20 protein-coding genes and 1 pseudogene are annotated in these 22861 nt (G+C 67.4%); 15 read left to right on the top strand and 6 right to left on the bottom strand.

Going from position 1 to position 22861, the window contains the following annotated elements; translation table 11 throughout:
- Complete coding sequence (locus tag MC380_RS17580) at positions 1-483, top strand: potassium channel family protein (RefSeq protein ID WP_242103042.1); 483 nt, start codon at positions 1-3, stop codon at positions 481-483.
- Between the two features lie 67 nt (positions 484-550).
- Here MC380_RS17580 and MC380_RS17575 read toward each other — a convergent pair whose 3' ends face one another.
- Complete coding sequence (locus tag MC380_RS17575) at positions 551-1009, bottom strand: cell wall hydrolase (RefSeq protein WP_242103043.1); 459 nt, start codon at positions 1007-1009, stop codon at positions 551-553.
- 275 nt (positions 1010-1284) lie between these two features.
- The gene (locus tag MC380_RS17570) at positions 1285-3312 is read right to left on the bottom strand and encodes an NADPH-dependent 2,4-dienoyl-CoA reductase (RefSeq protein ID WP_242166422.1); all 2028 of its coding nucleotides are present in this window, start codon (positions 3310-3312) and stop codon (positions 1285-1287) included.
- Between the two features lie 149 nt (positions 3313-3461).
- Between MC380_RS17570 and MC380_RS17565 the strand changes: the two genes are divergently transcribed.
- From MC380_RS17565 to MC380_RS17550, 4 genes and pseudogenes are all read left to right on the top strand, one after another.
- Entirely contained in the window at positions 3462-4901 is a 1440-nt protein-coding gene (locus tag MC380_RS17565; RefSeq protein ID WP_277930025.1) for a bifunctional 2-methylcitrate dehydratase/aconitate hydratase, read from the top strand.
- Between the two features lie 155 nt (positions 4902-5056).
- Positions 5057-6169 (top strand): OmpA family protein, encoded by a 1113-nt coding sequence (locus MC380_RS17560; protein ID WP_242103044.1) that lies wholly within the window; start codon positions 5057-5059, stop codon positions 6167-6169.
- 158 nt (positions 6170-6327) lie between these two features.
- A pseudogene (locus MC380_RS17555) lies at positions 6328-6849 on the top strand (hypothetical protein); the annotation flags it as partial.
- A 169-nt stretch (positions 6850-7018) separates the two neighbouring features.
- On the top strand, positions 7019-7747 hold the full coding sequence (locus MC380_RS17550; protein ID WP_242166419.1) for a pseudouridine synthase: 729 nt from the start codon (positions 7019-7021) through the stop codon (positions 7745-7747).
- A 19-nt stretch (positions 7748-7766) separates the two neighbouring features.
- Here the strand turns inward: MC380_RS17550 and kbl are convergent, their stop codons facing one another.
- Positions 7767-8963 (bottom strand): glycine C-acetyltransferase, encoded by a 1197-nt coding sequence (gene kbl / locus MC380_RS17545; RefSeq protein WP_242166417.1) that lies wholly within the window; start codon positions 8961-8963, stop codon positions 7767-7769.
- Between the two features lie 159 nt (positions 8964-9122).
- On the opposite strand from kbl, the gene MC380_RS17540 reads away from it, so the two are divergent.
- A complete protein-coding gene (locus MC380_RS17540) occupies positions 9123-9800 on the top strand; it encodes a hypothetical protein (protein WP_242166407.1) in 678 nt (225 codons plus the stop codon).
- Positions 9801-9828: 28 nt separating this feature from the next.
- Here the strand turns inward: MC380_RS17540 and tdh are convergent, their stop codons facing one another.
- Positions 9829-10851 (bottom strand): L-threonine 3-dehydrogenase, encoded by a 1023-nt coding sequence (gene tdh / locus MC380_RS17535; RefSeq protein WP_242103183.1) that lies wholly within the window; start codon positions 10849-10851, stop codon positions 9829-9831.
- A gap of 142 nt (positions 10852-10993) precedes the next feature.
- On the opposite strand from tdh, the gene MC380_RS17530 reads away from it, so the two are divergent.
- Complete coding sequence (locus MC380_RS17530; RefSeq protein ID WP_242166471.1) at positions 10994-13168, top strand: S46 family peptidase; 2175 nt, start codon at positions 10994-10996, stop codon at positions 13166-13168.
- A 76-nt stretch (positions 13169-13244) separates the two neighbouring features.
- Here MC380_RS17530 and MC380_RS17525 read toward each other — a convergent pair whose 3' ends face one another.
- Positions 13245-13643 carry a DUF3224 domain-containing protein gene (locus MC380_RS17525; protein WP_242166405.1) on the bottom strand — a complete coding sequence of 133 codons (399 nt, stop codon included), beginning with the start codon at positions 13641-13643 and terminating at the stop codon, positions 13245-13247.
- A gap of 181 nt (positions 13644-13824) precedes the next feature.
- Here MC380_RS17525 and MC380_RS17520 point away from each other — a divergent pair, with 181 nt between their 5' ends.
- From MC380_RS17520 to MC380_RS17495, 6 genes are all read left to right on the top strand, one after another.
- Entirely contained in the window at positions 13825-14469 is a 645-nt protein-coding gene (locus tag MC380_RS17520; protein WP_242103050.1) for a histidine phosphatase family protein, read from the top strand.
- Positions 14470-14542: 73 nt separating this feature from the next.
- The gene (locus tag MC380_RS17515; protein WP_242166403.1) at positions 14543-15886 is read left to right on the top strand and encodes a folylpolyglutamate synthase/dihydrofolate synthase family protein; all 1344 of its coding nucleotides are present in this window, start codon (positions 14543-14545) and stop codon (positions 15884-15886) included.
- An 88-nt stretch (positions 15887-15974) separates the two neighbouring features.
- Entirely contained in the window at positions 15975-16943 is a 969-nt protein-coding gene (locus tag MC380_RS17510) for an SPOR domain-containing protein (RefSeq protein WP_242103052.1), read from the top strand.
- 21 nt (positions 16944-16964) lie between these two features.
- The gene (purF, locus tag MC380_RS17505) at positions 16965-18437 is read left to right on the top strand and encodes an amidophosphoribosyltransferase (protein ID WP_242103053.1); all 1473 of its coding nucleotides are present in this window, start codon (positions 16965-16967) and stop codon (positions 18435-18437) included.
- A gap of 87 nt (positions 18438-18524) precedes the next feature.
- A complete protein-coding gene (locus MC380_RS17500) occupies positions 18525-19322 on the top strand; it encodes a ferritin-like domain-containing protein (RefSeq protein ID WP_242166469.1) in 798 nt (265 codons plus the stop codon).
- 52 nt (positions 19323-19374) lie between these two features.
- A complete protein-coding gene (locus MC380_RS17495) occupies positions 19375-19848 on the top strand; it encodes a hypothetical protein (RefSeq protein ID WP_242103054.1) in 474 nt (157 codons plus the stop codon).
- A 203-nt stretch (positions 19849-20051) separates the two neighbouring features.
- Here the strand turns inward: MC380_RS17495 and lpxH are convergent, their stop codons facing one another.
- On the bottom strand, positions 20052-20783 hold the full coding sequence (lpxH, locus tag MC380_RS17490; protein WP_242166402.1) for a UDP-2,3-diacylglucosamine diphosphatase: 732 nt from the start codon (positions 20781-20783) through the stop codon (positions 20052-20054).
- A 154-nt stretch (positions 20784-20937) separates the two neighbouring features.
- Between lpxH and gltX the strand changes: the two genes are divergently transcribed.
- Both gltX and MC380_RS17480 read left to right on the top strand, forming a co-directional pair.
- On the top strand, positions 20938-22335 hold the full coding sequence (gene gltX / locus MC380_RS17485) for a glutamate--tRNA ligase (protein WP_242166392.1): 1398 nt from the start codon (positions 20938-20940) through the stop codon (positions 22333-22335).
- 31 nt (positions 22336-22366) lie between these two features.
- Positions 22367-22858 (top strand): transcriptional repressor, encoded by a 492-nt coding sequence (locus MC380_RS17480; protein WP_242103057.1) that lies wholly within the window; start codon positions 22367-22369, stop codon positions 22856-22858.
- The last annotated feature ends 3 nt before the right edge of the window (positions 22859-22861 follow it).

Genomic DNA, 22861 nt, shown 5'->3' with positions numbered 1-22861 from the left:
ATGGGCTGGCTGATCCCGACGGATTCCTTCGGCGTTTACCTGCTGGCTGCGCTGACGGCCGGTGTGGCCAGCGCCGCGGCGGTGGTCGTCCATTACGAAGGCGTGCACTGGCTGGCGCGGCGTTACTCGCGCAGGAAGATCGACATCACTGGCGATCGCGGCACGATGCTGAAAATCATCTTTGCGCTGCTGGCCCTGCACGTCGTCGAGATCTGGTGCTTCGGCCTGGCGCTGTGGGGCTTGCTGCATGTACCCGGCGCCGGCTCGGTGGTCGGGGTGGGAGGTGTGGAGACCCTGTTCGACGCGTTCTATCTTTCCGCGACGACGTTCACCACCCTGGGTTTCGGCGATCTGACTCCGATGGGGGCGGTCCGCGTGCTGAGCGGGTGCGAGGCGCTGACCGGGCTGCTGCTGATCACCTGGTCGGCATCGTTTACATACCTGGAGATGGCGCGCCTATGGAACGAACGGGACAGCGCCTAGACGGTGCGCTCTGTCGCCGCGATAAGCGCGATCAACGCGACATCGCAGCCGACGCGCCAGGCTCGGTCTAGCTCTGCCGTGGCCTGAGCTTTTGCACCCGCAGGAAGGTGTGATCGCCGATGGTCGCCACCTGGTAGGCGTTGCGCCAGCTCGGGCTGGCAATGGAATGCGCCAGGAAGTGGCTCGCACCGGGAACGATCTCCTTGCGTTCGCCCGGCGGCAGCGCCCAGTTCTGCTCGGCCTCGAGCGCGACGGTGACGGCCTGCGCCCATGCCTCTGTGTTGCTCAGGCGGGTGCCGGGCGGGACCAGGGTCGGCGCGAACTGCTTGCGCGCGGTGACCACGTCGCACATCGAATCGCCCCACAGGCCGCTCTCCTCCCGGCGCAATGCCACTTCGGCTACGGCCTTCTGGCCGCGGACGGACTGATCCCGGGCCTCCAGGTACAGGGTGGCGCTGAGGCAGAGCGAGTCTGCGGTTTGCGGCGGCAGGACCGAGGCCAGCCACAGGATCCAGGCGAGTTTCACGTCTTGCTCCTTGCTCCGTTGCGGCGCATTGCCGCCCACGGCGAACCGGGGCGCCCTGCGTCATGGCGTGTTGGGGAGGGCGGCGGCTCTATGGCGCCTTTGCCCGGGCGCCGGGCATCCGATGGAGTGCGGCCGGCGTCGGTGGCCCGCAGGGTGGCGGGCCGGAAAGTGCGCGCACGGTAGCGTGGCGAAACCCAATCGAGGCTGAACGTCAAATCAAAAACATTTGATTCGATTGGAGTTTTTGTTCGGTTCTCGCTGTGCTGTACGTGCAGTCAAAGCTGCGCCGCGAGCCGACTGCCCTGATCGATCGCACGTCGGGCGTCCAGCTCCACCGCGATATCCGCACCGCCGATGACATGTGCCTGGCGTCCGCCCGCGCGCAGCGTGTCGAACAGTTCCCGGCGCGATTCCTGACCTGCGCAGACGACGACGTGTTCGACTGCCAGCACCTGCGCGACGCCATCCACCCGGACGTGGAAGCCATCGTCGTCCACGGCTAGGTATTCCACGCCGCCGAGCATGCGCACGCCCTTGGCCTTGAGCGTGGCGCGGTGGATCCACCCAGTCGTCTTGCCCAGGCGCGCGCCCGGTCGGCCTGCGCTGCGCTGCATCAGCCAGAGCTGGCGGGCGGCGGGTTCCGGCCGCGGGGGCGCCAGCCCGCCGCGGCTGGCGAACTCCGGATCGATGCCCCATTCGGCCATCCAGCGCGCAGGGTCCAGGGTCGGCGACTCGCCGGCGGGAATGGCGAGGAATTCGGCCACGTCGAAGCCGATGCCACCGGAGCCGACGATGGCCACGCGCGCGCCGGGGACCACGCGGCCTTCGAGAACGTCGAGATAGCCGACCACGCTGGGATGGTCGTGCCCGGCGAAATCGACCGTGCGCGGGCGCACGCCGGTGGCGACGACGACCTCGTCGAAGCCATCGAGCGCGTCGACGCCAACATGCGCCCCGAGGCGCAGCTCCACCCCCGTGTCCGCGATCCGATGGTGGAAATAGCGCAGGGTCTCGTGGAATTCCTCCTTGCCGGGGATGCGCTTGGCGAGATTGAACTGGCCGCCGATCTCGCCGGCCGCGTCGAACAGGGTGACGCGGTGACCGCGCTCGGCGGCGACGGTCGCGCAGGCCAGGCCTGCCGGCCCCGCGCCCACCACGGCGATGCGCTTGCGCGTATCCACCGGCAGGTAACGCAACTCGGTCTCGGCGCAGGCACGCGGGTTCACCAGGCAGCTCGCCTTCTTGTTCTCGAACACCCGATCCAGGCACGCCTGGTTGCACGCGATGCAGGTATTGATGCGGTCGGCCCGTCCACTGCGCGCCTTCTCGACCCACTGGGCATCGGCCAGCAGCGGACGCGCCATCGAGACCAGGTCAGCCCCGCCGCCGGCCAGGATCGCCTCGGCGACGTCGGGCATGTTGATCCGGTTGGTCGCCACCAGCGGCAATGCCACGTGCGGGCGTAGGCTGGCGGTGACGCCGGCGAAGACGGCGCGCGGGACCGATGTGGCGATGGTAGGTACGCGAGCCTCGTGCCAGCCGATGCCGGTGTTGATGATGCTGGCGCCCGCGGACTCAACTGCCTGCGCCTGGGCCACGATCTCGTCGTGATCATTTCCGCCTTCCACCAGGTCGAGCATCGACAGGCGGTAGATGAGGATGAAGTCCGGCCCGCAGGCTTCGCGCGTACGGTGCACGATCTCCACGGCGAAGCGCATGCGGCCGGCCGCATCGCCGCCCCACCGGTCGCTGCGCCGGTTGGTGCGGGCCACGGTGAACTGGTTCAGCAGGTAGCCTTCCGAACCCATGATCTCGACGCCGTCGTAGCCGGCCTCGCGCGCCAGGCGCGCGGCATGGGCGAACGCGCCGATCTGGCGTTCGACGCCGCTTGCGCCTAGGGCGCGCGGCGTGAACGGATTGATCGGGGCCTTGAGCCTGGATGGCGCCACCGAGAGCGGGTGGTAGGCATAGCGCCCCGCATGCAGCAGTTGCAGGCAGATCTTCGCGCCGTTCGCGTGCACCGACTCGGTGACCTGGCGGTGCTTGCGGGTCTCCCACGTCCAGGACAGCTTGCCGGCGAACGGCTTGAGCCAGCCCTCGACGTTCGGGGCGAAGCCGCCGGTCACGATCAGTCCGACCCCGCCCGCCGCACGCTCGGCGAAGTAGGCCGCGAGCCTGGGGAAGTCGCGCTTGTGGTCTTCCAGCCCCGTATGCATCGAGCCCATCAGCACACGGTTGCGCAGGGTGGTGAAGCCCAGGTCCAGTGGCGCGAACAGGTGCGGATAGGGCGAGGGCTCGGGCATCACGCGCAACATCCAGGCAGGCATACGGACCAGTACGGAGCGCGCACCATGCCGGGAAAGCCCGGTTCGCTCAAGTTCCGTGGATGCGTTCGCAGGGGTGCGGATTGGCGATCTGTCAAAATTGCCGGCTTCGACCGATCGAGCCAGCCATGGGCCACCACGACATCCGCAGCGCCACCCGTCCCGACCCCGACCAACCCATGGTCGACATCGCCAATTACGTCATCGACACCCGGATCGAGTCCGAAGAGGCCTTCGACACCGCCCGCTACATGCTGCTGGACTCGCTGGCCTGCGCGATGCTGGCGATGAAGTTTCCGGATTGCGTCAAACACCTCGGGCCGCTGGTGCCGGGGGGTGAGATCGCCGGCGGCGCACGCGTGCCCGGTACCTCGTTCGAACTCGACCCGGCGCAGGCTGCGTTCAATATCGGCACGCTGGTGCGCTGGCTCGATTTCAACGACACCTGGCTGGCGGCGGAATGGGGGCACCCTTCCGACAACCTGGGCACGATCCTGGCCGTCGCCGACTGGCAGGCGCGCAAGCAGGGCAAGCCGGTCAGCGTGCGCGACGTGCTGGGCTGGGCAATCAAGGCGCACGAGATCCAGGGCGTCTACGCGCTGCAGAACTCGTTCAACCGGGTCGGCCTGGACCACGTGATCCTGGTGCGCCTGGCGTCCACGGCGGTCGCAACGGCGATGCTCGGCGGCGGCAAGGACGAGGTGATCACCGCGGTCTCGCACAGCTGGATCGACAACGGCGTACTGCGCACCTACCGCCATGCCCCCAACACCGGGCCACGCAAGAGCTGGGCGGCCGGGGATGCCTGCCGCCGGGCCGTAATCCACGCCCTCAATGCAGTGGAGAAGAAGGTGGTCGGGTATCCCAGCGCACTCAGCGCCAGGACCTGGGGGTTCTACGACGTGGCCTTCAAGGGCAGGGAATTCGCTTTCGAACGGCCTTTCGGCAGCTATGTGATGGAGAACGTGCTGTTCAAGATCAGCTTCCCGGCCGAGTTCCATGCCCAGACCGCGGTCGAATGCGCCATGCAGCTGCACCCGCAGGTCAGGGACCGGATTGGCGAGATCGAGAAGATCGTGATCGAAACCCAGGAAGCGGGCGTCCGCATCATCGACAAGACCGGCCCGCTCGCGAACTACGCCGACCGCGACCACTGCATCCAGTACATGGTGGCGGTGCCGCTGATCTTCGGACGTCTGACCGCCGACGACTACACCGACGCCGTCGCAGCCGACCCCCGCATCGACGCGCTGCGCGCACGGATGGAGGTGGTCGAGAACCCGCGCTTCACCCAGGACTATTTCGATCCGGACAAGCGCTACATCGGCAACGCCGTGGAGGTCCATTTCAAGGACGGAACCTCGACCGACAAGGTCTCGATCGACTTCCCGATAGGCCACCGCAAGCGCCGCGCCGAGGGTATCCCGGTGCTGATGGCCAAGTTCGAGGCGGCCCTGCGCGGCCACCTCGGGGGATCCCCGGTAGACACGCTGATCGGCTTGGTTCAGGATCCTCAGGCCTTCGATGCCATGGGGATAGACGATCTGCTATCCCTGTGCGAGGGCTGATCTGTCATGCTGCTGGTTCAGGGGGAACTGTTATGCTAGTGTTAACACGGGCTTCACATCCCTCAACCTAACCTGCGCCGGATGGCGTGTGGGTGGGGCCGTCCAAGTTTAACCACGCTTTACCGTTTTAATTACCCTGATCTAAGGAGCTGAAAATGAACAAGAAACTCCTCTGTGCTGCGCTGCTCGGCGGGCTGGGCGTCGCACAGGTTGCGTCGGCGCAGGAGTTCGACGATCGCTGGTACATCACCGGTTCGGCCGGTATCAACATCCAGGACAGCGAACGCGACACCAAGAATCCGCCCTTCGGCGCCATCGGCTTCGGCAAGTTCTTCAATCCGAACTGGTCGTTCGATGTTGAACTCAACTACCAGAACGCCAAGCGCGAATCGAACGAAGACCTGAACTGGAGCCAGTACGGCATCTCGTTCGACACCCGTTACCACTTCGTCACCGAAGGCCGCAGCTGGAATCCGTACCTGCTGGCCGGCCTCGGCTACCAGCGTGAAGAGATGGAGGGCGACAACTTCCCGAATCCGGATTCTCCGTGGGAAGAGAAGGAAGGCGCCCCCGCGCTGAAGCTCGGTGTCGGCGTGCAGGGCGACGTGGGTCGCGTCGGTATCCGTACCGAACTGGCCTATCGTGCAGTCGGCCTGAATGACACCCGCGTCCAGCTCGAGCTCGACGATCCGCCGCCGGAGATGAACGATGGCGAAGACTGGTACGGCGACGTGCTGGCCTCGGTCGGCATCATCATCCCGCTGGGTCCGGAACCGGAAGCTCCGGTCGCCCCGGCCCCGGTCGCTCCGAACTGCGCCGACAGCGACAGCGACGGCGACGGCGTGAACGACTGCGACGACAAGTGCCCCGGTTCGCAGGCTGGCCAGACCATCGGTCCGGACGGCTGCCCGGTTCCGGTCTCGATCGACCTGAAGGGCGTGAACTTCGACTTCGACAAGTCGACCCTGCGTCCGGATGCGATCGCGATCCTCAACGAGGCGATCGAGATCCTGAAGCGCTACCCGGATCTGCGCGTCGAAGTGGCTGGCCACACCGACGAGTGCGGTACGGACGAGTACAACCAGGGTCTGTCGGAGCGTCGCGCACGCGCCGTGTACGACTACCTGACCAGCAACGGCGTCGATGCTGGCCGTCTGACCGGTCCGAACGGCTACGGCGAGAGCCGTCCGCTGGAGGCCCTGGGTGACGAGTTCCCGGGCTGCAAGAGCGAGACCAACCGCCGCACCGAGCTGAACGTCCAGAACTAACGGACGCGAGGTTCAAGCAAGACACGAAGCCCGGCCTAGCGCCGGGCTTCGTTTTTCCGCCATGCATCGTCTCTATGAAGCTGAAGCGCGAGGGCGCCGCAACTTGTCGAGCCCTTTCGCGATGCCTACACTCGCCGCAACCACGACAGGATCTGCGCATGAACCGTTCGACCCTCGCCTTGTTGTTGCTCGCCGCGGCCGGCGGGGTCCAGGCGCAATCGATGAATTGCGCGACGGTGCCCAAGACCATGCCGCTACGGGCGTCGGTACTGGCGCCGGTTGCGTCGGAACTGGTATCGCCCTCCGAGCAGCTCGGGATCGCAGGTGGGGTCCTGGCGCGCGCCTACGACGAATCGCAGTCGGTCGACCAGGTGTTGCTGCGGATGCGGATCGAAAGCTGCAAGAACGTGGCGGCGGTAATGCCTGCCCCGAGCGTGGTCGATCCGCTCGACCCGGCGGCGTACAAGCCCAAGACCGAGTTCGACAATACGCCGTGGCGGTTCAACATGACCCAGAACGGCAAGAGCATGACCGCCGACGAATTCAGTGCATGGATGAAGTCGCGTGGCGTGCGTGTGGCGCGCGGCGGCGGTGCGGCCGCGGCGCCCGCAGCTCTCCCTCCAGGCACCGCGCCGGGAGCGACTCAGCCGCCGGCACCGGTGCCGGATGCGAATGCAGTGCCTGCCAACAGCCCGCCCGGCACCTTGCCGGCGCCGCCGCCCGCGACGCCTGCGCCGACCACGCCTCCGACCACGCCCTGATTCGGCGATGGTCGCTCTTGGATAGCCAGCGGCCCGGGAAACCGGGCCGTGGCGCTTCTGCGCCTTTCCGTCGTTCGTCCTCCAGCTGATGGGCGCGCCTTCGGTCCCACGGCATGGGCTCGCGCGGGTGTTGTCCAAGCGGGGTCTGTGTTCGCGTACCGAGGCCGCGCGCTGGATCGAGCAGGGACGCGTGTCGGTGGAGGGCCGTATCGTGCGCGATCCGGATACGCCGGTCGCCTTGTCGCAACAGCACATTGCAGTCGACGGCCGGCCGCTCGTCGCGGTCGAGCGCTGCTACGTGATGCTCAACAAGCCCAGGGGGCTGGTGGCGACGGTGAGCGACGAACGCGGCCGCGACACGATTTACCGATGCCTCGACGGTGCAGGTCTGCCCTGGGTCGCTCCGGTCGGTCGCCTGGACAAGGCCAGCGAGGGTCTGCTGCTGCTGAGCAACGATCCGCAATGGGCGGCGGGTATCACCGATCCGCAATACGGGCCGGGCAAGACCTACCACGTGCAGGTCGACACAATTCCGGGCGCGTCCCTGCTGGCGCGGCTGGTCAATGGCATCGAAGTGGAAGGCGAGTGGCTGCGTGCCACGTCGGCGACCCTGCTGCGCACCGGCGGGAAGAACTCGTGGCTGGAACTGGTGCTGCACGAAGGCCGCAACCGCCAGATCCGCAGGTTGCTCGCCGAATTCGATATCGGCGTACTGCGGCTGGTGCGGGTCGCCATCGGCGCGTTGTCGCTGGGTACCTTGCCCAAGGGGCAATGGCGCGCGCTGACGGCGGACGAAGTCGAGACGTTCCGCCGCTAGGCGCGGAGCGCGCCGACGTTCAGATCACGCCGAGTTCGCGGCCGATCCTGGTGAACGCGGCGACCGCACGATCCAGGTGCTCGCGGGTATGCGCGGCGCTGATCTGGGTGCGGATCCGCGCCTGGCCCTGCGGCACCACCGGGAAGAAGAAGCCGATCGCGTAAATGCCTTCCTCCAGCAGCCGGGAAGCGAACTTCTGCGCCAGCGGCGCGTCGTAGAGCATCACCGGACTGATCGGGTGCGTGCCGGGCTTGATGTCGAAGCCCGCCGATCCCATCCGCTCCCGGAAGTAGGCCGTGTTTTGCGCCAACTGGTCGCGCAGGTCGCCGGCGGAGTCGAGCATCTCGAAGGCCTTGATGCCCGCGGCCACGACGTGCGGTGGCAGCGAGTTGGAGAACAGGTAAGGCCGCGAGCGCTGGCGCAGCAGTTCGATCACCTCACTCGATGCCGTGGTGAAGCCGCCCAGCGCGCCGCCCATGGCCTTGCCAAGGGTGCCGGTAATGATGTCGATCCGGTCGAGCACGCCCTTCACTTCGGCCGAGCCGCGCCCGGTCGGGCCAAGGAAGCCAGTGGCGTGGCATTCGTCGATATGGACCAGCGCGTTGTACCTGCGGGCCAGGGCGGTGATTTCATCCAGCGGGGCGATGAAGCCGTCCATCGAAAACACGCCATCGGTGGAGATCAGCTTGGTGCGGGCGCCGGCCTCGTCGGCGGCCTGGAGCTGACGCTCCAGGTCGGCCATGTCGCAGTTGGCGTAACGGAAACGCTTGGCCTTGCACAGGCGCACGCCGTCGATGATCGAAGCGTGGTTCAGCGCATCGCTGATGACGGCGTCGTTCTCGTCGAGCAGGGGTTCGAACAAGCCGCCGTTGGCGTCGAAGCACGCCGCGTAAAGAATGGTGTCCTGCTTGCCGAAGAATCCGGCGATCGTGCTTTCCAGTTGCTTGTGCAGGTCCTGGGTGCCGCAGATGAAGCGCACCGAGGCCATGCCGAAGCCGTGCGTGTCCAGCGCGTCCTTCGCCGCCGCGATGATGTCGGGGTGGTCGGCCAGCCCCAGATAGTTGTTGGCGCAGAAGTTCAGCACCGTGCGTCCATCGGCCAGCGTGATCTCTGCCGACTGCGGGCTGGTGATGATGCGCTCGGCCTTGAACAGCCCTGCGCTGCGGATCTGGTCGAGGGTGTCGGCGTAGCGTTGGGTCAGGGAAGCGGTCGGCATGGCGGTCGGCAGGTGGTGGTATGACGCTGCGAGTGTAGCTGCGGCCGCATCGGACCGTTGCGCAAGCCTGTAAGAGCGGCTCCAGCCTCGGGCAGGCGAGAAAGCTCGCGACTCACGTCGCTCCTACGCGTGGTTGGCGCTTGCCCTAACATCGCCCCCATGGGTCCCGAGAGCTCGCCCCGCACCGGCTTTCCGCTGTGGCCGCTGGCGCTGCTGTGCGCGCTGCTGCCTTTCGTCGCGGCGCACCTGGGTTGGTGGATCTCGAGCGCGCAGGGGCTGGTTCCGGCCTGCAATCCTTACCTGGATGGCTGCGTTTCGATCAGCCGCGCCTCGCGCCATGGCCTGGGCAATTTGTTGTTCCGCATGCTGATGCTGCCGGCGGCGACGCTGCAGGCGCTGTGCTGGCTTACCGCCGCCCTCTGGATGCGGCGCCTCGGCGCGAACGGGTTGGCGCCGGCATGGCTGGGCGGCATGGCCGCGCTCGCACTGGTGCTGTACGCGACCTTCCTTGGCAGTGAAGGCCGCACTTACGAGCTGCTGCGGCGTTATGGCGTCTACCTGTGGTTCGGAGGGACATACCTGGCGCTGCTCACGGTGCTGCGCGGGATGGCATCGCGGCGTCCGGCGCATGCGTACGTGCCGCTGCTGGTGGTGGCCTGGGGCTGCCTGGTGTTCGGGCTTGCGAGCGTGGTGGTGCGCTACGTCGTGTCCGCCGATGCGTTGCGCGATCGCCTGGAGAACCTGCTGGAATGGCATGTCGCGCTCTGGCTCACGGCCATCTTCGCCGTGCTTGCCTGGAGCTGGTGGAAGGAACAGTTGCGATGGCGAATCGAATAGGCAACCGCCATGGCCGCTCTCACCACCTTCAATTCCAGCTGAGCACGACCTTGCCCGACTTCCCCGATTCCATCAGGTCGAATCCCTTCTGGAAATCGTCGATCGGCAGCTGGTGGCTGAGCACCTTGCCCAGCGGGAACCCGGACAGCACCAGCTGGGTCATCTTGTACCAGGTCTCGTACATGCGCCGGCCGTAGATGCCATGAATGGTCAGACCCTTGAAGATGATCCGGTCCCAGTCCACGCCGGCCCCCTTGGGCAGCAGGCCGAGCAGGGCGATCTTGCCGCCGTGGTACATGCAATCGAGCATGTCGTTGAACGCGTGCGGGTTGCCGCTCATTTCCAGGCCCACGTCGAAGCCTTCCATGTGCAGGTCGCTCATCACGTCCTTGAGCGATGTGTTCGACACATTGACCACGCGCGTCGCGCCCATGTCAGCGGCCAGCTTGAGCCGGTAGTCGTTGACGTCGGTGACCACCACGTTGCGCGCACCGATGTACTTGCAGATGCCGGCGGCCATGACCCCGATCGGGCCGGCGCCGGTGATCAGCACGTCTTCGCCGACCACGTCGAATTCCAGCGCGCAGTGCGCCGCATTGCCATAGGGGTCGAAGAACGCGGCCAGCTCGCTCGGAATCTGATCGGGGATCGGCCACAGATTGCTGGCCGGCATCACGATGTATTCGGCGAACGCGCCGTTGCGGTTCACGCCGATGCCCACGGTGTTCGGACACAGATGCTGCTTGCCCGCGCGACAATTGCGGCAGTGGCCGCAGACGATATGCCCCTCGGCCGAGACGCGTTGCCCCAGTACATAACCGCCCACGCCCGGGCCGATCTCCACGATCCGGCCGACGAACTCGTGTCCGATCACCAGGCCGGGCTTGATCGTGCGCTGGCTCCACTCGTCCCACAGATAGATGTGCAGGTCGGTGCCGCAGATTGCGGTTTTCTCGAGCTTGATGAGCACTTCATTGGGTCCCGGCGACGGGACCGGCACCTGCTCCAGCCAGATGCCTTTGGCCGCTTCGCGCTTGACCAGCGCCTTCATCATCTGAGCGGACATGCGCCCTCTGCGAGTGCTCGGAACGGGGGCGGATTATACGGCGCGGCCGCATCCGCAGCTGGCAGGACCCGGCCAGTCGCTAGAATCCGACGATCTTCAAGGGGAAACAAAGACCATGCGCATCAGCATGTTGGCGGCCGCGGTGGCGGCTGGAGCAGTGTCCGCGGGAATCGGAGCAGGCCAGGCGCGCGCGGACGAGGGTATGTGGATGCCTGCGCAGCTGCCGGACATCGCCGCACAGCTGAAGGAAGCCGGATTCAAGGGCGATCCGGAGGATCTGGCCGACCTGACCCGGGCACCGATGAATGCCGTGGTCAAGGTGGGCGGTGCGACGGGCGCCTTCGTCTCGAAGGACGGACTGGTGCTGACCAACCACCACGTCGCCTTCGGCGTGATCCAGTACAACTCGGGCAAGTCGGTCGATGGCCAGACGCGCGACCTGATCGGCGACGGCTACATCGCCGCGAGCCGCGCTGAAGAGTTGCCGGCGAATCCGGACTATCGCGTGCTGGTCACCACCGGCTTCGACCGGGTCACCGACCGCATCCTGGCCGACGCGCGCGGCAAGACCGGGCGCACCTACTACGACGCCGTCGACGCCGCGACCAAGGCCGCGGTCGCCGAGTGCGAGGCCGACGCCGGGCATCGCTGCAGCGTGGCCAGCATGTACTACGGCACCGACTACTACCTGATCAAGCAGCTGGAACTGAAGGACGTGCGCCTCGTCTATGCGCCGCCCGAGGCCATCGGCAACTACGGCGACGAAATCGACAATTTCATGTGGCCGCGGCATAGCGGCGACTTCACCCTGCTGCGCGCCTACGTGGGCAAGGACGGTAAGCCTGCGGCCTATGCGCCCGACAACGTGCCCTATGCGCCTCCGGCGCATCTGCAGGTCTCCACCGACCCGGTGGGCGAGGGCGATTTCGCCATGCTCGCTGGCTATCCGGGCATTACCTACCGCCACCGCATGGCCTCGGAGTTCAAGGACCAGGTGGAATGGCAGCTGCCATCGCGGGTCGAAATCTACGGCGCGATGATCAAGACCATAGACACCGAAACTTCCGGCAACAAGGACACGACCACGCTCTACGCCGCGCAGCTCGCCAGCCTCAAGAACAGCCTCAAGCGCGCCCAGGGCGAGCTCGACGGCCTGCGTCGCAGCGATGCGGTGCGGGCGCGCGGTGGGGACGAGGCCGCGATGCTGGTCTGGCTTGCCGGGCAGCGTGATGCCAGCGACACGCGTGCCGACATCGCTGCCGCGCAGGCCGTCCTGGACTCCGCTCGTGCGGAGCGCGAACGCGAGCAGCTGTTCGGCCTGATGCGCGCCCAGACGCAGCTGCTCAAGAGCGCATTGCAGTTGCAGCGCCTGGCCGCCGAACGGAGCAAGCCCGACGCGCAGCGCGAGACCGGCTACCAGCAGCGCGACGAGGCGCTGATCGAAGGCCAGCTCAAACAGGTGCAGCGCCGCTACGACGCGACCGTGGAAAAGGCGCTGCTGGCCGAACTACTACGCCGCTATCGCGCGCTGCCGGTGGACCAGCGCATCGCCGAGGTCGACGCGGTCTTCGGCCAGGACGAGGTCCAGGCCAAAGCCGCGCTGGACACCTTGTACGCGGGCACCAAACTCGGCACGGAAGACCAGCGCCTGCGCTGGATGTCGGCCGACGCCCAGGCGCTTGGGAACAGCGACGACCCGCTGCTCCAGGCGGCGGCAAAGCTGATGCCCGCGGTGCTGCGTGCCGAAGACACCGACAAGCAGCGCCAGGGCGAGCTGATGCGTCTGCGCCCGGCCTATATGCGCGCGCTCATCGCCTACCGGAAGTCCCAGGGCCGCGCGGTCTATCCCGATGCCAACTCCACCTTGCGGGTGAGCTATGGCAAGGTCAGTCCCATGTCGCCGCGCGATGGCGTGGACTACGTGCCGGTGACCACGGTGCAGGGCATCCTCGAAAAGCACACCGGCCAGGCCCCGTTCGATGCACCGCAGGCGCTGCGCGATGCAATCGTCAAGGGCGATTTCGGCAGCACTTCCGACCCGCGGCTCAAGACCCAGACCGTCGATTTCCTCACCAATCTCGACACCACCGGCGGCAATTCCGGTTCGCCCGTGCTCGACGCCAACGGCAAGCTCATCGGCCTGAATTTCGACAGCAACTGGGAGGCCGTCAGCGCCAGCTGGATGTACGACCCACGCTACAAGCGTGCGATCCACGTAGATGTGCGCTACCTGCGCTGGTTGCTGGCCAAGGTGTATCCGGCGCCGCACCTGCTAAAGGAAATGAACCTGCCTGCCGATTAGCGGTTGCGGGACTGTCCTTGTGCTGACCGACCTTCGCGAAGCGAATTGAAGTTCGCCCGCCGGCAATGCGGCAGCCTTACTCCGACCGCACTTCGTAGTCGAAGGTGTAGAAGTGCTGCCCGTCGACGATGTCGATCTGCATGCTGCCGGTGAGGCCCTGCAGTGCATCGGTGCCGGAGTCTGGGACCACGGTCAGCGACAGCGACGGCTTGCCACGGTCCATCACGCCGCTGTGCTGGGCGAAGAACACGCCCTTTCGACCGTCGAGCGTGCCGCTGACGCGTTCGATGGCGACATATGCGGCCGAGCCCTCGACCGCGGTGCCGACGGCCAGCATGTGGACCACGCTGGCGGCCTGCAACGGCCCTTCGAATGTCTTGTCGAAGCGGAAGTGGCCCGCTTCCGCACCGCCTCCCAGGTCGACGGCGCCCTGCGACGTGCGCTTCACTTCGAACCTGCCTTTCGCCTGTGGCATGGGGAACGCTCCGCGGGATGGGTGGGCATCGTCGCGCAAAGCGCCGGGGGCCGCCAGCAGCCGGGGCGGCGTCGTGTCCTCCAGGCGTATGCCGAATCGCTGACTGCCAGTCGCAACCGGCAATCAGCCACCCCAGCGAGCGCTCTGATAACCTGCCGCGCCCGGTCCACTGCGTCGATCCATGAGAATCCTGCTTGCCCGCCACGGCGAAACGCCCTGGAATGCCGAAGGCCGCTACCAGGGGCAGGAGGACATCCCGCTGTCGCCCGTGGGCGAAACGCAGGCGGCCGCCCTGGGCGCGCGCCTGCGGGACGTGGCGATCGACCGCGCCGTCTCCTCGCCGCTGTCGCGTTCGTTCCACACCGCCCAGCTCGCGCTGGGGCCGGAGCGCGCAGCGATGCTGACCACCGACGAGGGGTTGAAGGAAATCGCGCACGGCACCTGGGAAGGCCTGCTCTCCAGCGAGATCCGCGAGCGCGATCCCGAGCGCCTGCAGGCCTGGCGCGACGCGCCCCACGAAGTCCTCATGCCCGAGGGCGAGTCCCTGCAACACGTTTTCGAACGCGCCTGGCCGGCGCTCGCGCGTGCGGCACGTGGCCTGGGCGATGGCGACACCCTGCTGGTCGTCGCCCACGATGCGGTCAATCGTGTGCTGCTCTGCCACGTGCTCGGGATTCCGTTCGCCAAGTTGTGGACCTTCCGCCAGGCGCCGACCACGCTCAACCTGCTGGAAGGCCCGGACCTCGAACACCTCGACGTGGTCCGCCTCAACGACTGCGCGCACCACACGCCGCTGTTTGGCGAGGCCGTGCACCGGGCGCTGTGAACGGCGGACTTTGGCGCTGCAGCCTGCGGCAACCTGCTTTGCTTCGCCGTGAAATCCGCCGCTTCGATCGAGCATGACACGTACCCTCGCCGACTGGCTGGACTACATCGAGGCCCAGCACCCCAAGTCCATCGACATGGGCCTGGACCGGGTGCGCGAAGTCGCCCGGCGCATGCAGCTGGCCAAGCCGGCGCGTCACGTGATCACCGTCGCCGGCACCAACGGCAAGGGCTCGACGGTCGCCTTCGTCGAATCCATCGCGCTCGCGGCCGGCTGGAAGGTCGGCGCGTATACATCGCCGCATCTGCTGCGCTACAACGAGCGCGTACGGATCGGCGGCGTCGAAGCCGCAGATGCGGATCTGGTGGCCGCATTCGAAGCCGTGGAAGCGGCGCGGTTGGGGCGAGTTGCGCGCGCTTCGGTCCAGACATCGGGCGAGCCGACGGGTGCTGCTCCCGCAGAGCAGGATCGCCCCGTGTCGCTCACCTATTTCGAGTACGGCACGCTCGCCGCGCTGTGGCTGTTCGGCCGTAGCTCGCTTGACCTGGCGATCCTGGAAGTCGGCCTGGGCGGGCGCCTGGACGCGACCAACCTCATCGATCCGGACGTGGCCGTGATCACCACGGTGGACCTGGATCACCAGGACTGGCTCGGCGCCGGGCGCGAGGCGATCGGCTTGGAGAAGGCCGGCATCGCCCGCGCCTGGAAGCCCCTCGTGCTTGGTGAGGACGATCCGCCGGCCAGCGTGCTGCGGCATGCCTATGCCATCGGCGCCCCGGCGATCCGGGCCGGCTGCGACTTCTTCGTCGATCCGCCCGCCGAAGGTGTCGGTACATGGCGCTGGCGGGAGCTTGGTTTCGAACTCGAGCTGCCGATGCCGCCCCTGGCGGCGCCGGTGCAACTGCGCAATGCGGCCAGCGCGATCGCCGCGCTGCGTTCTCTTGATGAGGACATCCCCGACGAGGCCTTCATGCGTGGCGTGGCGCAGGTGCATATCAATGCGCGCCTGCAGCGGTTCGCTCTGGATGGGATCGAGGTTCTCGTCGACGTCGGCCACAATCCGCAAGCCGCGCGCGAGCTGGCGGCCGCACTGCTCGCCAGGCCCTGCATCGGGCGCACCATCGCGGTGTACGCGGCGCTTGCGGACAAGGACCATGCGGCGGTGGTGGCGGGGCTGGCGGCGCAGGTGGATGCCTGGCTGCTGGCCAGCTCGCTGGCGGCCGGTGCGCGTGGTCTGGGCGCGGATGAACTCGCGTCGCGTCTTGCGGGGACCCCGGCGGCCTCCGCGGAGCGGTACGTCGATGTCGCGACGGCCCTGCACGCCGCACGCGCCCAGGCCCGTGCCGGCGACCGCATCCTGGTGTTCGGCTCCTTCCATGCGGCGGCCGAGGCGTTGCAGGCGCTGAACCGGACCTAGGTTCGCACCCGGCCCGCAGTCGGGGCACGACAGGCCACGCGTATAATTCCGCACGCCTTCAGGTCGCCCCACGACCGAGCGAGTGCCGATGGATACTCCGACGAAACAGCGCCTGGTCGGCGCTGCCGTGCTGATCGCGCTGGCCGTGATCTTCCTGCCGATGCTGGTGAAGGGCCCGGCGCCCGACAGCGGCGTTTCCGACGTGCCGCTGGACATCCCCAACCAGCCGCCGAGCGGAATGGAAACCCGCGACCTGCCGCTGGTGAGCCCGCAGGCGGGGGACGAGGGCGCGCTCGCAACACCCGCACCGCCGGCGGGGGAAAGGCTGCCCACCGTCGACACGGCCGACGCCGGCGCCGAGCCGATGCAGCCACCCAGCGTGGTGGGCGGCGATTACGCCGTGCATTTCGGCTCCTACGCCACTCGCGCCGATGCCGGCACCGTCGTCGGTCACCTGCGCGGCTCGCAGCTGCCGGGCTACAGCGAGCAGACCACGCTCAATGGTCGCAGCGCCTGGCGCGTGCGCATCGGGCCCTATGCCACCCGCGCCGACGCCGAAGCCGCGCGCCTGCGCGCCGCGCACGTGCGCGATGACGTGGGCGCCCGCGTGGTGGTGCTGGATGCCGATGCGGGCACAGCCGCCACAACCGCACCCGCCGCCAGTACCTCGCAACCGGTCGCCAAGCCGGCCGCAGCGGCGGTGACCACCGAGCCCCTGCCAGCGGAAACGCCAGCGCCGAAACCTGCGACCGCGCCGGTGGCGACGGCGCCGACAGAAACTCCCAGGCCGGCAGCGCCTGCGTCCGCGCCCGCCGCTTCCGGTACCGGGTTCGCAGTGCAGGTCGGCGCCTTCGGCAATGCCACCGAAGCCGGGAAGCTGCGCGATCGCCTGCGCGCTGCCGGTTTCACCGCCTTCACCGAAACGGTCAACAGCGACAAGGGTGCGCTCACCCGCGTGCGCGTGGGCCCGGTGCTCAGCCGTGCCGAAGCCGACCAGCTGCGCGCGCAGCTGAGCGCGAAAGCCGGCGTCAGCGGCATCGTGCGCCCACATCCCTGAGCGCGAGGAGCAAACACACACATGTGCGGCATCGTCGGCATCGTCGGCACCTCGGACGTCGCAGCCCAGCTGTACGACGGGCTGACCGTGCTGCAGCACCGCGGCCAGGATGCCGCCGGCATCGCCACCGTCAACGGCACCCAGCTGCGCGTGCACAAGGGCAACGGCCTGGTGCGCGACGTGTTCGACGCCAAGGCCATGACCCTGCTCGAAGGCAAGGTCGGCGTCGGCCACTGTCGCTACCCGACCGCGGGCAGCGAGGGCAGCGACGAGGCGCAGCCGTTCTACGTGAATTCGCCTTACGGGATCGCGCTGGCGCACAACGGCAACCTGATCAACACCGATGCGCTGCGGCGCGAGGTGTTCGAACAGGACCGCCGCAACGTCAACACCCAGTCCGATTCGGAAGTGCTGCTCAACGTGTTCGCGCACGAGCTGGACATGCAGAAGGCGCTCACGCCCGAAAGCGCGTTCCGCGCGGTGGAAGGCGTCAACCGCCGTGCCCGCGGCGGCTATGCGGTGGTGGCCACGGTGCTGGGTCTGGGCCTGGTCGCCTTCCGCGATCCGCATGGGATCCGTCCGCTGGTGCTCGGTCGCCGGTTGGGGGACGCGGGCCCCGAGTATGCGATCGCTTCGGAATCGGTGGCGCTGGACATCCTCGGTTTCGAGCGCGTGCGCGACGTGCGCCCGGGCGAGGCGATCGTGGTCACCGCGCGCGGCGAGCTGCACGAGCGGCAGTGCGCCGAACCGCAGCAGCACGCGCCGTGCATCTTCGAGTACGTCTATTTCGCGCGCCCGGACTCGATGATAGAGGAGATCTCGGTGCACAAGGCACGCATGCGCATGGGCGTGACCCTGGGCGAGAAGATCCTGCGCGAGCGGCCCGATCACGACATCGACGTGGTGATCCCGATTCCGGATACCTCGCGCGACTCGGCGCTGGAAATCGCCAACGTACTCGGCGTGAAGTACCGCGAGGGCTTCATCAAGAACCGGTACGTGGGCCGCACCTTCATCATGCCGGGGCAGGGCGAGCGCGCGAAATCGGTCAAGCGCAAGCTCAATCCGATCCCGCTGGAGTTCCGCAACCGCGTGGTGCTGCTCGTCGACGATTCGATCGTGCGCGGCACCACCTCGAGCCAGATCGTGCAGATGGCGCGCGACGCCGGTGCGCGCAAGGTCTACCTGGCCAGCGCCGCGCCGCCGGTGCGCTACCCCAACATCTACGGCATCGACATGCCCACGCCCGAGGAACTGATCGCGCACGGTCGCAGCGAGGACGAGATCGAACGGATGATCGGCTGCGACTGGCTGGTCTACCAGGATCTGGCCGACCTGGAAGCCGCGGTCGCGGGGCCGAAGTTTCCGGGCCGCGTGTTCGATTCGTCCTGCTTCAGTGGCGAGTACGTGACCGGCGTGGAGCCAGGCTATTTCGAGGGGCTCAAGCGCCTGCGTTCGGACGATGCGAAGCGCCAGCGCCGGCTGGCGCTTTGACGCCCTGCGTGTAGGAGCGACGTGAGTCGCGAGCATCTGACCGGAACGCGCGAACAGCTCGCGACTCACGTCGCTCCTGCGACACGGCTGTTCGCCACGGCCAGGACCTGCCTGGATGCCGCGACCTGCGAAGCCAAGGTCGCGTCGACCTTCGCCGCCGCGCAGGCGTTCCAGCGCGGTGAGCTGGACATCGACGACAACGGTGCCGCGCCCGAACCCATCCACATGCCCGGACGCCCGCCCAAACCGACACTGGTGCATCCGCGCGATCTCCCCAGACGCGGCTTCGGAACGCAAGCCGGGCGCGCGGTGTTCGTCCACTCCATTGCCCATATCGAGTTCAATGCGATCGACCTGGCCTGGGATGCGGTCTACCGCTTCCGTGGCCTGCCCGAAAGGTTCTATGCGGACTGGGTAGGCGTTGCCAACGACGAGGCCCGGCATTTCGTGATGCTGCGCGATCGGCTGCGCCAGCTTGGGCACGACTACGGCGACTTCGACGCGCACAACGGTCTGTGGGAAATGGCGGAAAAGACGGCGCATTCTGGGCTGGCGCGGATGGCGCTGGTGCCCAGGGTGCTGGAGGCGCGCGGACTGGACGTGACACCGGGCATGATCGTCAAGCTGCGCGCCCTCGGCGACGATGCGACCGCAGACATCCTGGAGGTGATCCTGCGCGAGGAAGTCGCGCACGTCGCCGCCGGCTCGCGCTGGTTCCGTTGGTTCTGCGAGCGCGAAGGCTTGCAACCGCATGCCGAGTTCCGGCGCCTGCTACGCGAGCACGCCGGCGGAGCCCTGCACGGCCCGTTCAACCTGGAGGCACGCCTGGCGGCCGGGTTCGACGAGGACGAGCTGCGCAGCCTGCAGGCCGTCAGTTTCTCTTAACGTGTCCCCGCGCAGGCTCGGTGGGCCGATGCCGATTCCAGGAGAGTCCGACATGTCACGTACCGCTGCGGTTGTCTCGTTCGCGTGCGCGCTCGCGCTGGTATGCATCGCCGGCTGCACGGCGCCGGACCCCCAGCCGACTCCCGAATCGCCAGCAGCGCCCACGCCGCCGACGCCAGCGACCGATACACCGCCCCCGCAGGGCAAGCGCGGCCCGGGGCAGGAAGGCGAACCGGTGCTCGCCTATCGGGTCGTAGGCACCGAGCCGTTCTGGGGCATACGCGTGGACGGCGACACCCTGCACTTCACCACGATGGAAGACCAGGTCGGCAAGCATCTGACCGGGCAGCACACGCTGCAGGCCGATGGCATCCGCTACGAAGGGACGGACGCTGGTACCGCGTTCGAACTGGATATCCGTCGTGGCGAATGCAGCGACGGCATGTCCGACACGCAATACGCGTTCACCGCGGCCTTCCGCTACGGGAATACGGATTACAAGGGTTGCGCAGAAGCGGCGAAGTAGGGCTGGCGCCTGCTCGCTCCGGCGTCGGGGGTAGTACGAGGGAGCGCATTTCCTCCGCGGCGCGGCGAAAGCGGTCGGCTACAGCGCTTCGACCTTGAGGCCGCCGCGGTCTACCCGCAAGACGGAGCCGCGTCGCGATCTCTCGCCACTCGCAATTCGATTACAACGCGCCGCCGCGCGCTGGCAGAACTAGGTACGCTTTTTTAGAGCATGTCCAGACGGATGCCGTCGGGCGCGACGCGCAGGACGGAGCCCTGGTCATACCAATCCCCAAGCACGACACGCTGGCATGCACGGCCCTCGACATCGAGGTCATGGATCGCCGGCCGATGGGTATGTCCATGGATGAGCCGACCGATGCCGTAACGCCGGAACGTATCGGCCACCGTGGCCGGCGACACGTCGGTGATCGTTTCCATCGTGCCCTGGTCCTTCAGCCCTGACTGGTGCGCCGCGCTTGCCGCGCGCGCCTGTTGCGCAAAGGCGATGCGCGCGGGCAGCGGCTGTGACAGGAATTGCGCCTGCCAGCGTGGATCGCGCGTCTGCACGCGGAACTGCTGGTAGGCGGTGTCGTCCGTGCACAGCAGGTCGCCGTGCATCAGCAGGGTCGGAGTTCCGTACAGCATGGCGACCGCCGGATCCGGCAGGATCGCCATGCCCGCGCGCCGCGCGTAATCCTCGCCGAGCAGGAAGTCGCGGTTGCCGCGGATGAAGGCCACGGGCACGCCCGCGCCCGCCAGCGCCTTGAGTTTCGATGCGACGAAGGCGCCGGTTTCGGAAGGATCGTCGTCGCCGACCCAGGCTTCGAACAGATCGCCCAGGATGTACAGCGCATCGGCGCCGCGCGCTTCGCCCTCGATGAATTCCCCGAACAGGCGGGTGATCTCGGGGCGTTCGGGGTCCAGATGCAGGTCGGAAATGAACAGCGTGGTCATGCCGCCATTGTAGTGGTGGGTCACTGTGGGAGCGGCCTTGGCCGCGAATGCTCTTTTCAGAAAGCGCGCCACGGATGAGGCAAGGCGCGGCCAATCGCGGCCAAGGTCGCTCCTGCAGGGCGTAAAATCGCGCGGTTCCGTTCCAGGCCTGCCCATGACCACGCGCACCCGCTTCGCCCCGAGCCCGACCGGTTACCTGCATATCGGCGGTGCGCGCACCGCGCTGTACTGCTGGCTGCAGGCGCGTCGCCATGGGGGGCAGTTCATCCTGCGGGTGGAGGACACCGACCGCGAACGCAGCACTCAGGCGGCGATCGACGCCATCCTCGAAGCGATGGACTGGCTCGGGCTGGACTACGACGAAGGCCCGATCTACCAGACCGATCGGCTGGACCGCTACCGCGAAGTCGCCGAGCAGATGGTGCGCGCCGGCACGGCCTACTACGCTTACGAAACCAGGGAAGAGCTCGAGGCGATGCGCGAGGCGGCCATGGCCGCGAACGAAAAGCCGCGCTACAGCGGCGCCGCCCGCGATGCCAACCTGGAGTATCGCGACGATACCAACCGCGTCATTCGCTTCAGGAATCCGCTAGAAGGAGCGGTGGCCTGGGACGACAAGGTCAAGGGCCGCATCGAGATCGCCAATGCCGAACTCGACGACCTGGTGATCTTCCGTTCCGATGGCTACCCCACCTACAACTTCGCGGTGGTGGTCGACGATATCGACATGCGCATCAGCGATGTGGTGCGCGGCGACGATCACGTCAACAACACGCCGCGCCAGATCAACATCTATCGCGCGCTGGGCGCCGATGTGCCCGCGTTCGCGCACCTGCCGATGATCCTGGACGAACACGGCGCCAAGCTGTCCAAGCGCACCGGCGCCGCAGATGTGATGCAGTACCGCGATGCCGGCTATCTGCCTCACGCGCTGCTCAACTACCTGGTGCGTCTGGGCTGGTCGCACGGCGATCAGGAGATCTTCTCGATCGCCGAAATGACGTCGCTGTTCGACCTGAAGGACGTCAACGCCAAGGCATCGCGCCTGGACCCGGCCAAGCTCGGCTGGCTCAACCAGCAGTATCTGAAGTCCGACGATCCGGAGCAGGTCGGCAGGCACCTCGAGTGGCATCTGCGGCAGGCGGGTTACGACCTGTCGGCAGGGCCCGCACCGGCGGATATCGTCTTCGCGCTGCGCGACCGCGTGCAGACGCTCAAGGACATGGCTGAGCGCGCCGCGGTGTGGTTCGGTCCGCTGCACGATTACGACGCCGCCGCCGTCGCCAAGCACCTCACCGCCGCGGCCGGCATGCCGCTGGCCGAAGCGCGCGAACGCCTGTCAAAGCTCACGGCGTGGAGCGCCGAAACTGTCTCACAGGCCCTGCATGCCAGCGCGGAAGCGCTCGGCCTCGGCATGGGCAAGGTGGCGCAGCCGCTGCGCGTGGCGATCACCGGCACCCAGGTCAGCCCCGACATCGCGCACACCGTCTACCTCGCCGGCCAGGCAGAGGCGCTCAAACGCATCGACGCGGCGATCGCGCGCATCGCTTGAGTCGCCTGCGTTTCGGCACCATCATCCGATCATGACCCATCCGTGCACCTCGCCGGAACTGCACGTCCACGACGCCGCCGGCTTCGTGGCGGCGGTGGAGCGCGCCTGCAGCGATCGTGGGCTGCGCCTGACGGCGATCCGCGCGCGGGTGCTGGGCCTGATCGCCCAGGCCGGCCAGCCGATCAAGGCCTACGACCTGCTGGACAAGGTGCGCGACGGGGAAGGCGCCGGCGCGGCGGCACCGCCCACGGTGTACCGCGCGCTCGACTTCCTGCTGGCGAACGGCTTCATCCACAAGCTCGAATCGGTCAATTCATTCGTTGCCTGCCACCACCCCAATGCCGCGCAGCATTCGGCGCCGTTCCTGATCTGCGATGCCTGCCACAAGGCGGTGGAGCTCGAAGACGAACACGTCGTGACCACCCTGGACGCGCAGGCGCGCGCGCTCGGCTTCAGCCCGCAGACGCAGACGCTGGAAGTGCATGGGCTGTGCGCGGATTGCGCGCAGCTGCCGCCGCGTTGATCA

The sequence above is a fragment of the Lysobacter sp. M15 genome (genome assembly GCF_022662515.1).
Taxonomy (GTDB): domain Bacteria; phylum Pseudomonadota; class Gammaproteobacteria; order Xanthomonadales; family Xanthomonadaceae; genus JAKPBU01.
This window is presented reverse-complemented; position numbering and strand designations above follow the sequence as displayed.

Coding starts and splice junctions, on each gene's coding strand:
- MC380_RS17550 (WP_242166419.1), top strand. CDS start 7,019: ATGGGCGCGCCTTCGGTCCCACGGCATGGGCTCGCGCGGGTGTTGTCC.
- MC380_RS17520 (WP_242103050.1), top strand. CDS start 13,825: ATGAGAATCCTGCTTGCCCGCCACGGCGAAACGCCCTGGAATGCCGAA.
- MC380_RS17560 (WP_242103044.1), top strand. CDS start 5,057: ATGAACAAGAAACTCCTCTGTGCTGCGCTGCTCGGCGGGCTGGGCGTC.
- MC380_RS17525 (WP_242166405.1), bottom strand. CDS start 13,643: ATGCCACAGGCGAAAGGCAGGTTCGAAGTGAAGCGCACGTCGCAGGGC.
- MC380_RS17510 (WP_242103052.1), top strand. CDS start 15,975: ATGGATACTCCGACGAAACAGCGCCTGGTCGGCGCTGCCGTGCTGATC.
- MC380_RS17565 (WP_277930025.1), top strand. CDS start 3,462: ATGGGCCACCACGACATCCGCAGCGCCACCCGTCCCGACCCCGACCAA.
- tdh (WP_242103183.1), bottom strand. CDS start 10,851: ATGAAGGCGCTGGTCAAGCGCGAAGCGGCCAAAGGCATCTGGCTGGAG.
- MC380_RS17480 (WP_242103057.1), top strand. CDS start 22,367: ATGACCCATCCGTGCACCTCGCCGGAACTGCACGTCCACGACGCCGCC.
- MC380_RS17515 (WP_242166403.1), top strand. CDS start 14,543: ATGACACGTACCCTCGCCGACTGGCTGGACTACATCGAGGCCCAGCAC.
- MC380_RS17580 (WP_242103042.1), top strand. CDS start 1: ATGGGCTGGCTGATCCCGACGGATTCCTTCGGCGTTTACCTGCTGGCT.
- MC380_RS17540 (WP_242166407.1), top strand. CDS start 9,123: ATGGGTCCCGAGAGCTCGCCCCGCACCGGCTTTCCGCTGTGGCCGCTG.
- purF (WP_242103053.1), top strand. CDS start 16,965: ATGTGCGGCATCGTCGGCATCGTCGGCACCTCGGACGTCGCAGCCCAG.
- MC380_RS17570 (WP_242166422.1), bottom strand. CDS start 3,312: ATGCCCGAGCCCTCGCCCTATCCGCACCTGTTCGCGCCACTGGACCTG.
- MC380_RS17530 (WP_242166471.1), top strand. CDS start 10,994: ATGTTGGCGGCCGCGGTGGCGGCTGGAGCAGTGTCCGCGGGAATCGGA.
- gltX (WP_242166392.1), top strand. CDS start 20,938: ATGACCACGCGCACCCGCTTCGCCCCGAGCCCGACCGGTTACCTGCAT.
- MC380_RS17495 (WP_242103054.1), top strand. CDS start 19,375: ATGTCACGTACCGCTGCGGTTGTCTCGTTCGCGTGCGCGCTCGCGCTG.
- lpxH (WP_242166402.1), bottom strand. CDS start 20,783: ATGACCACGCTGTTCATTTCCGACCTGCATCTGGACCCCGAACGCCCC.
- kbl (WP_242166417.1), bottom strand. CDS start 8,963: ATGCCGACCGCTTCCCTGACCCAACGCTACGCCGACACCCTCGACCAG.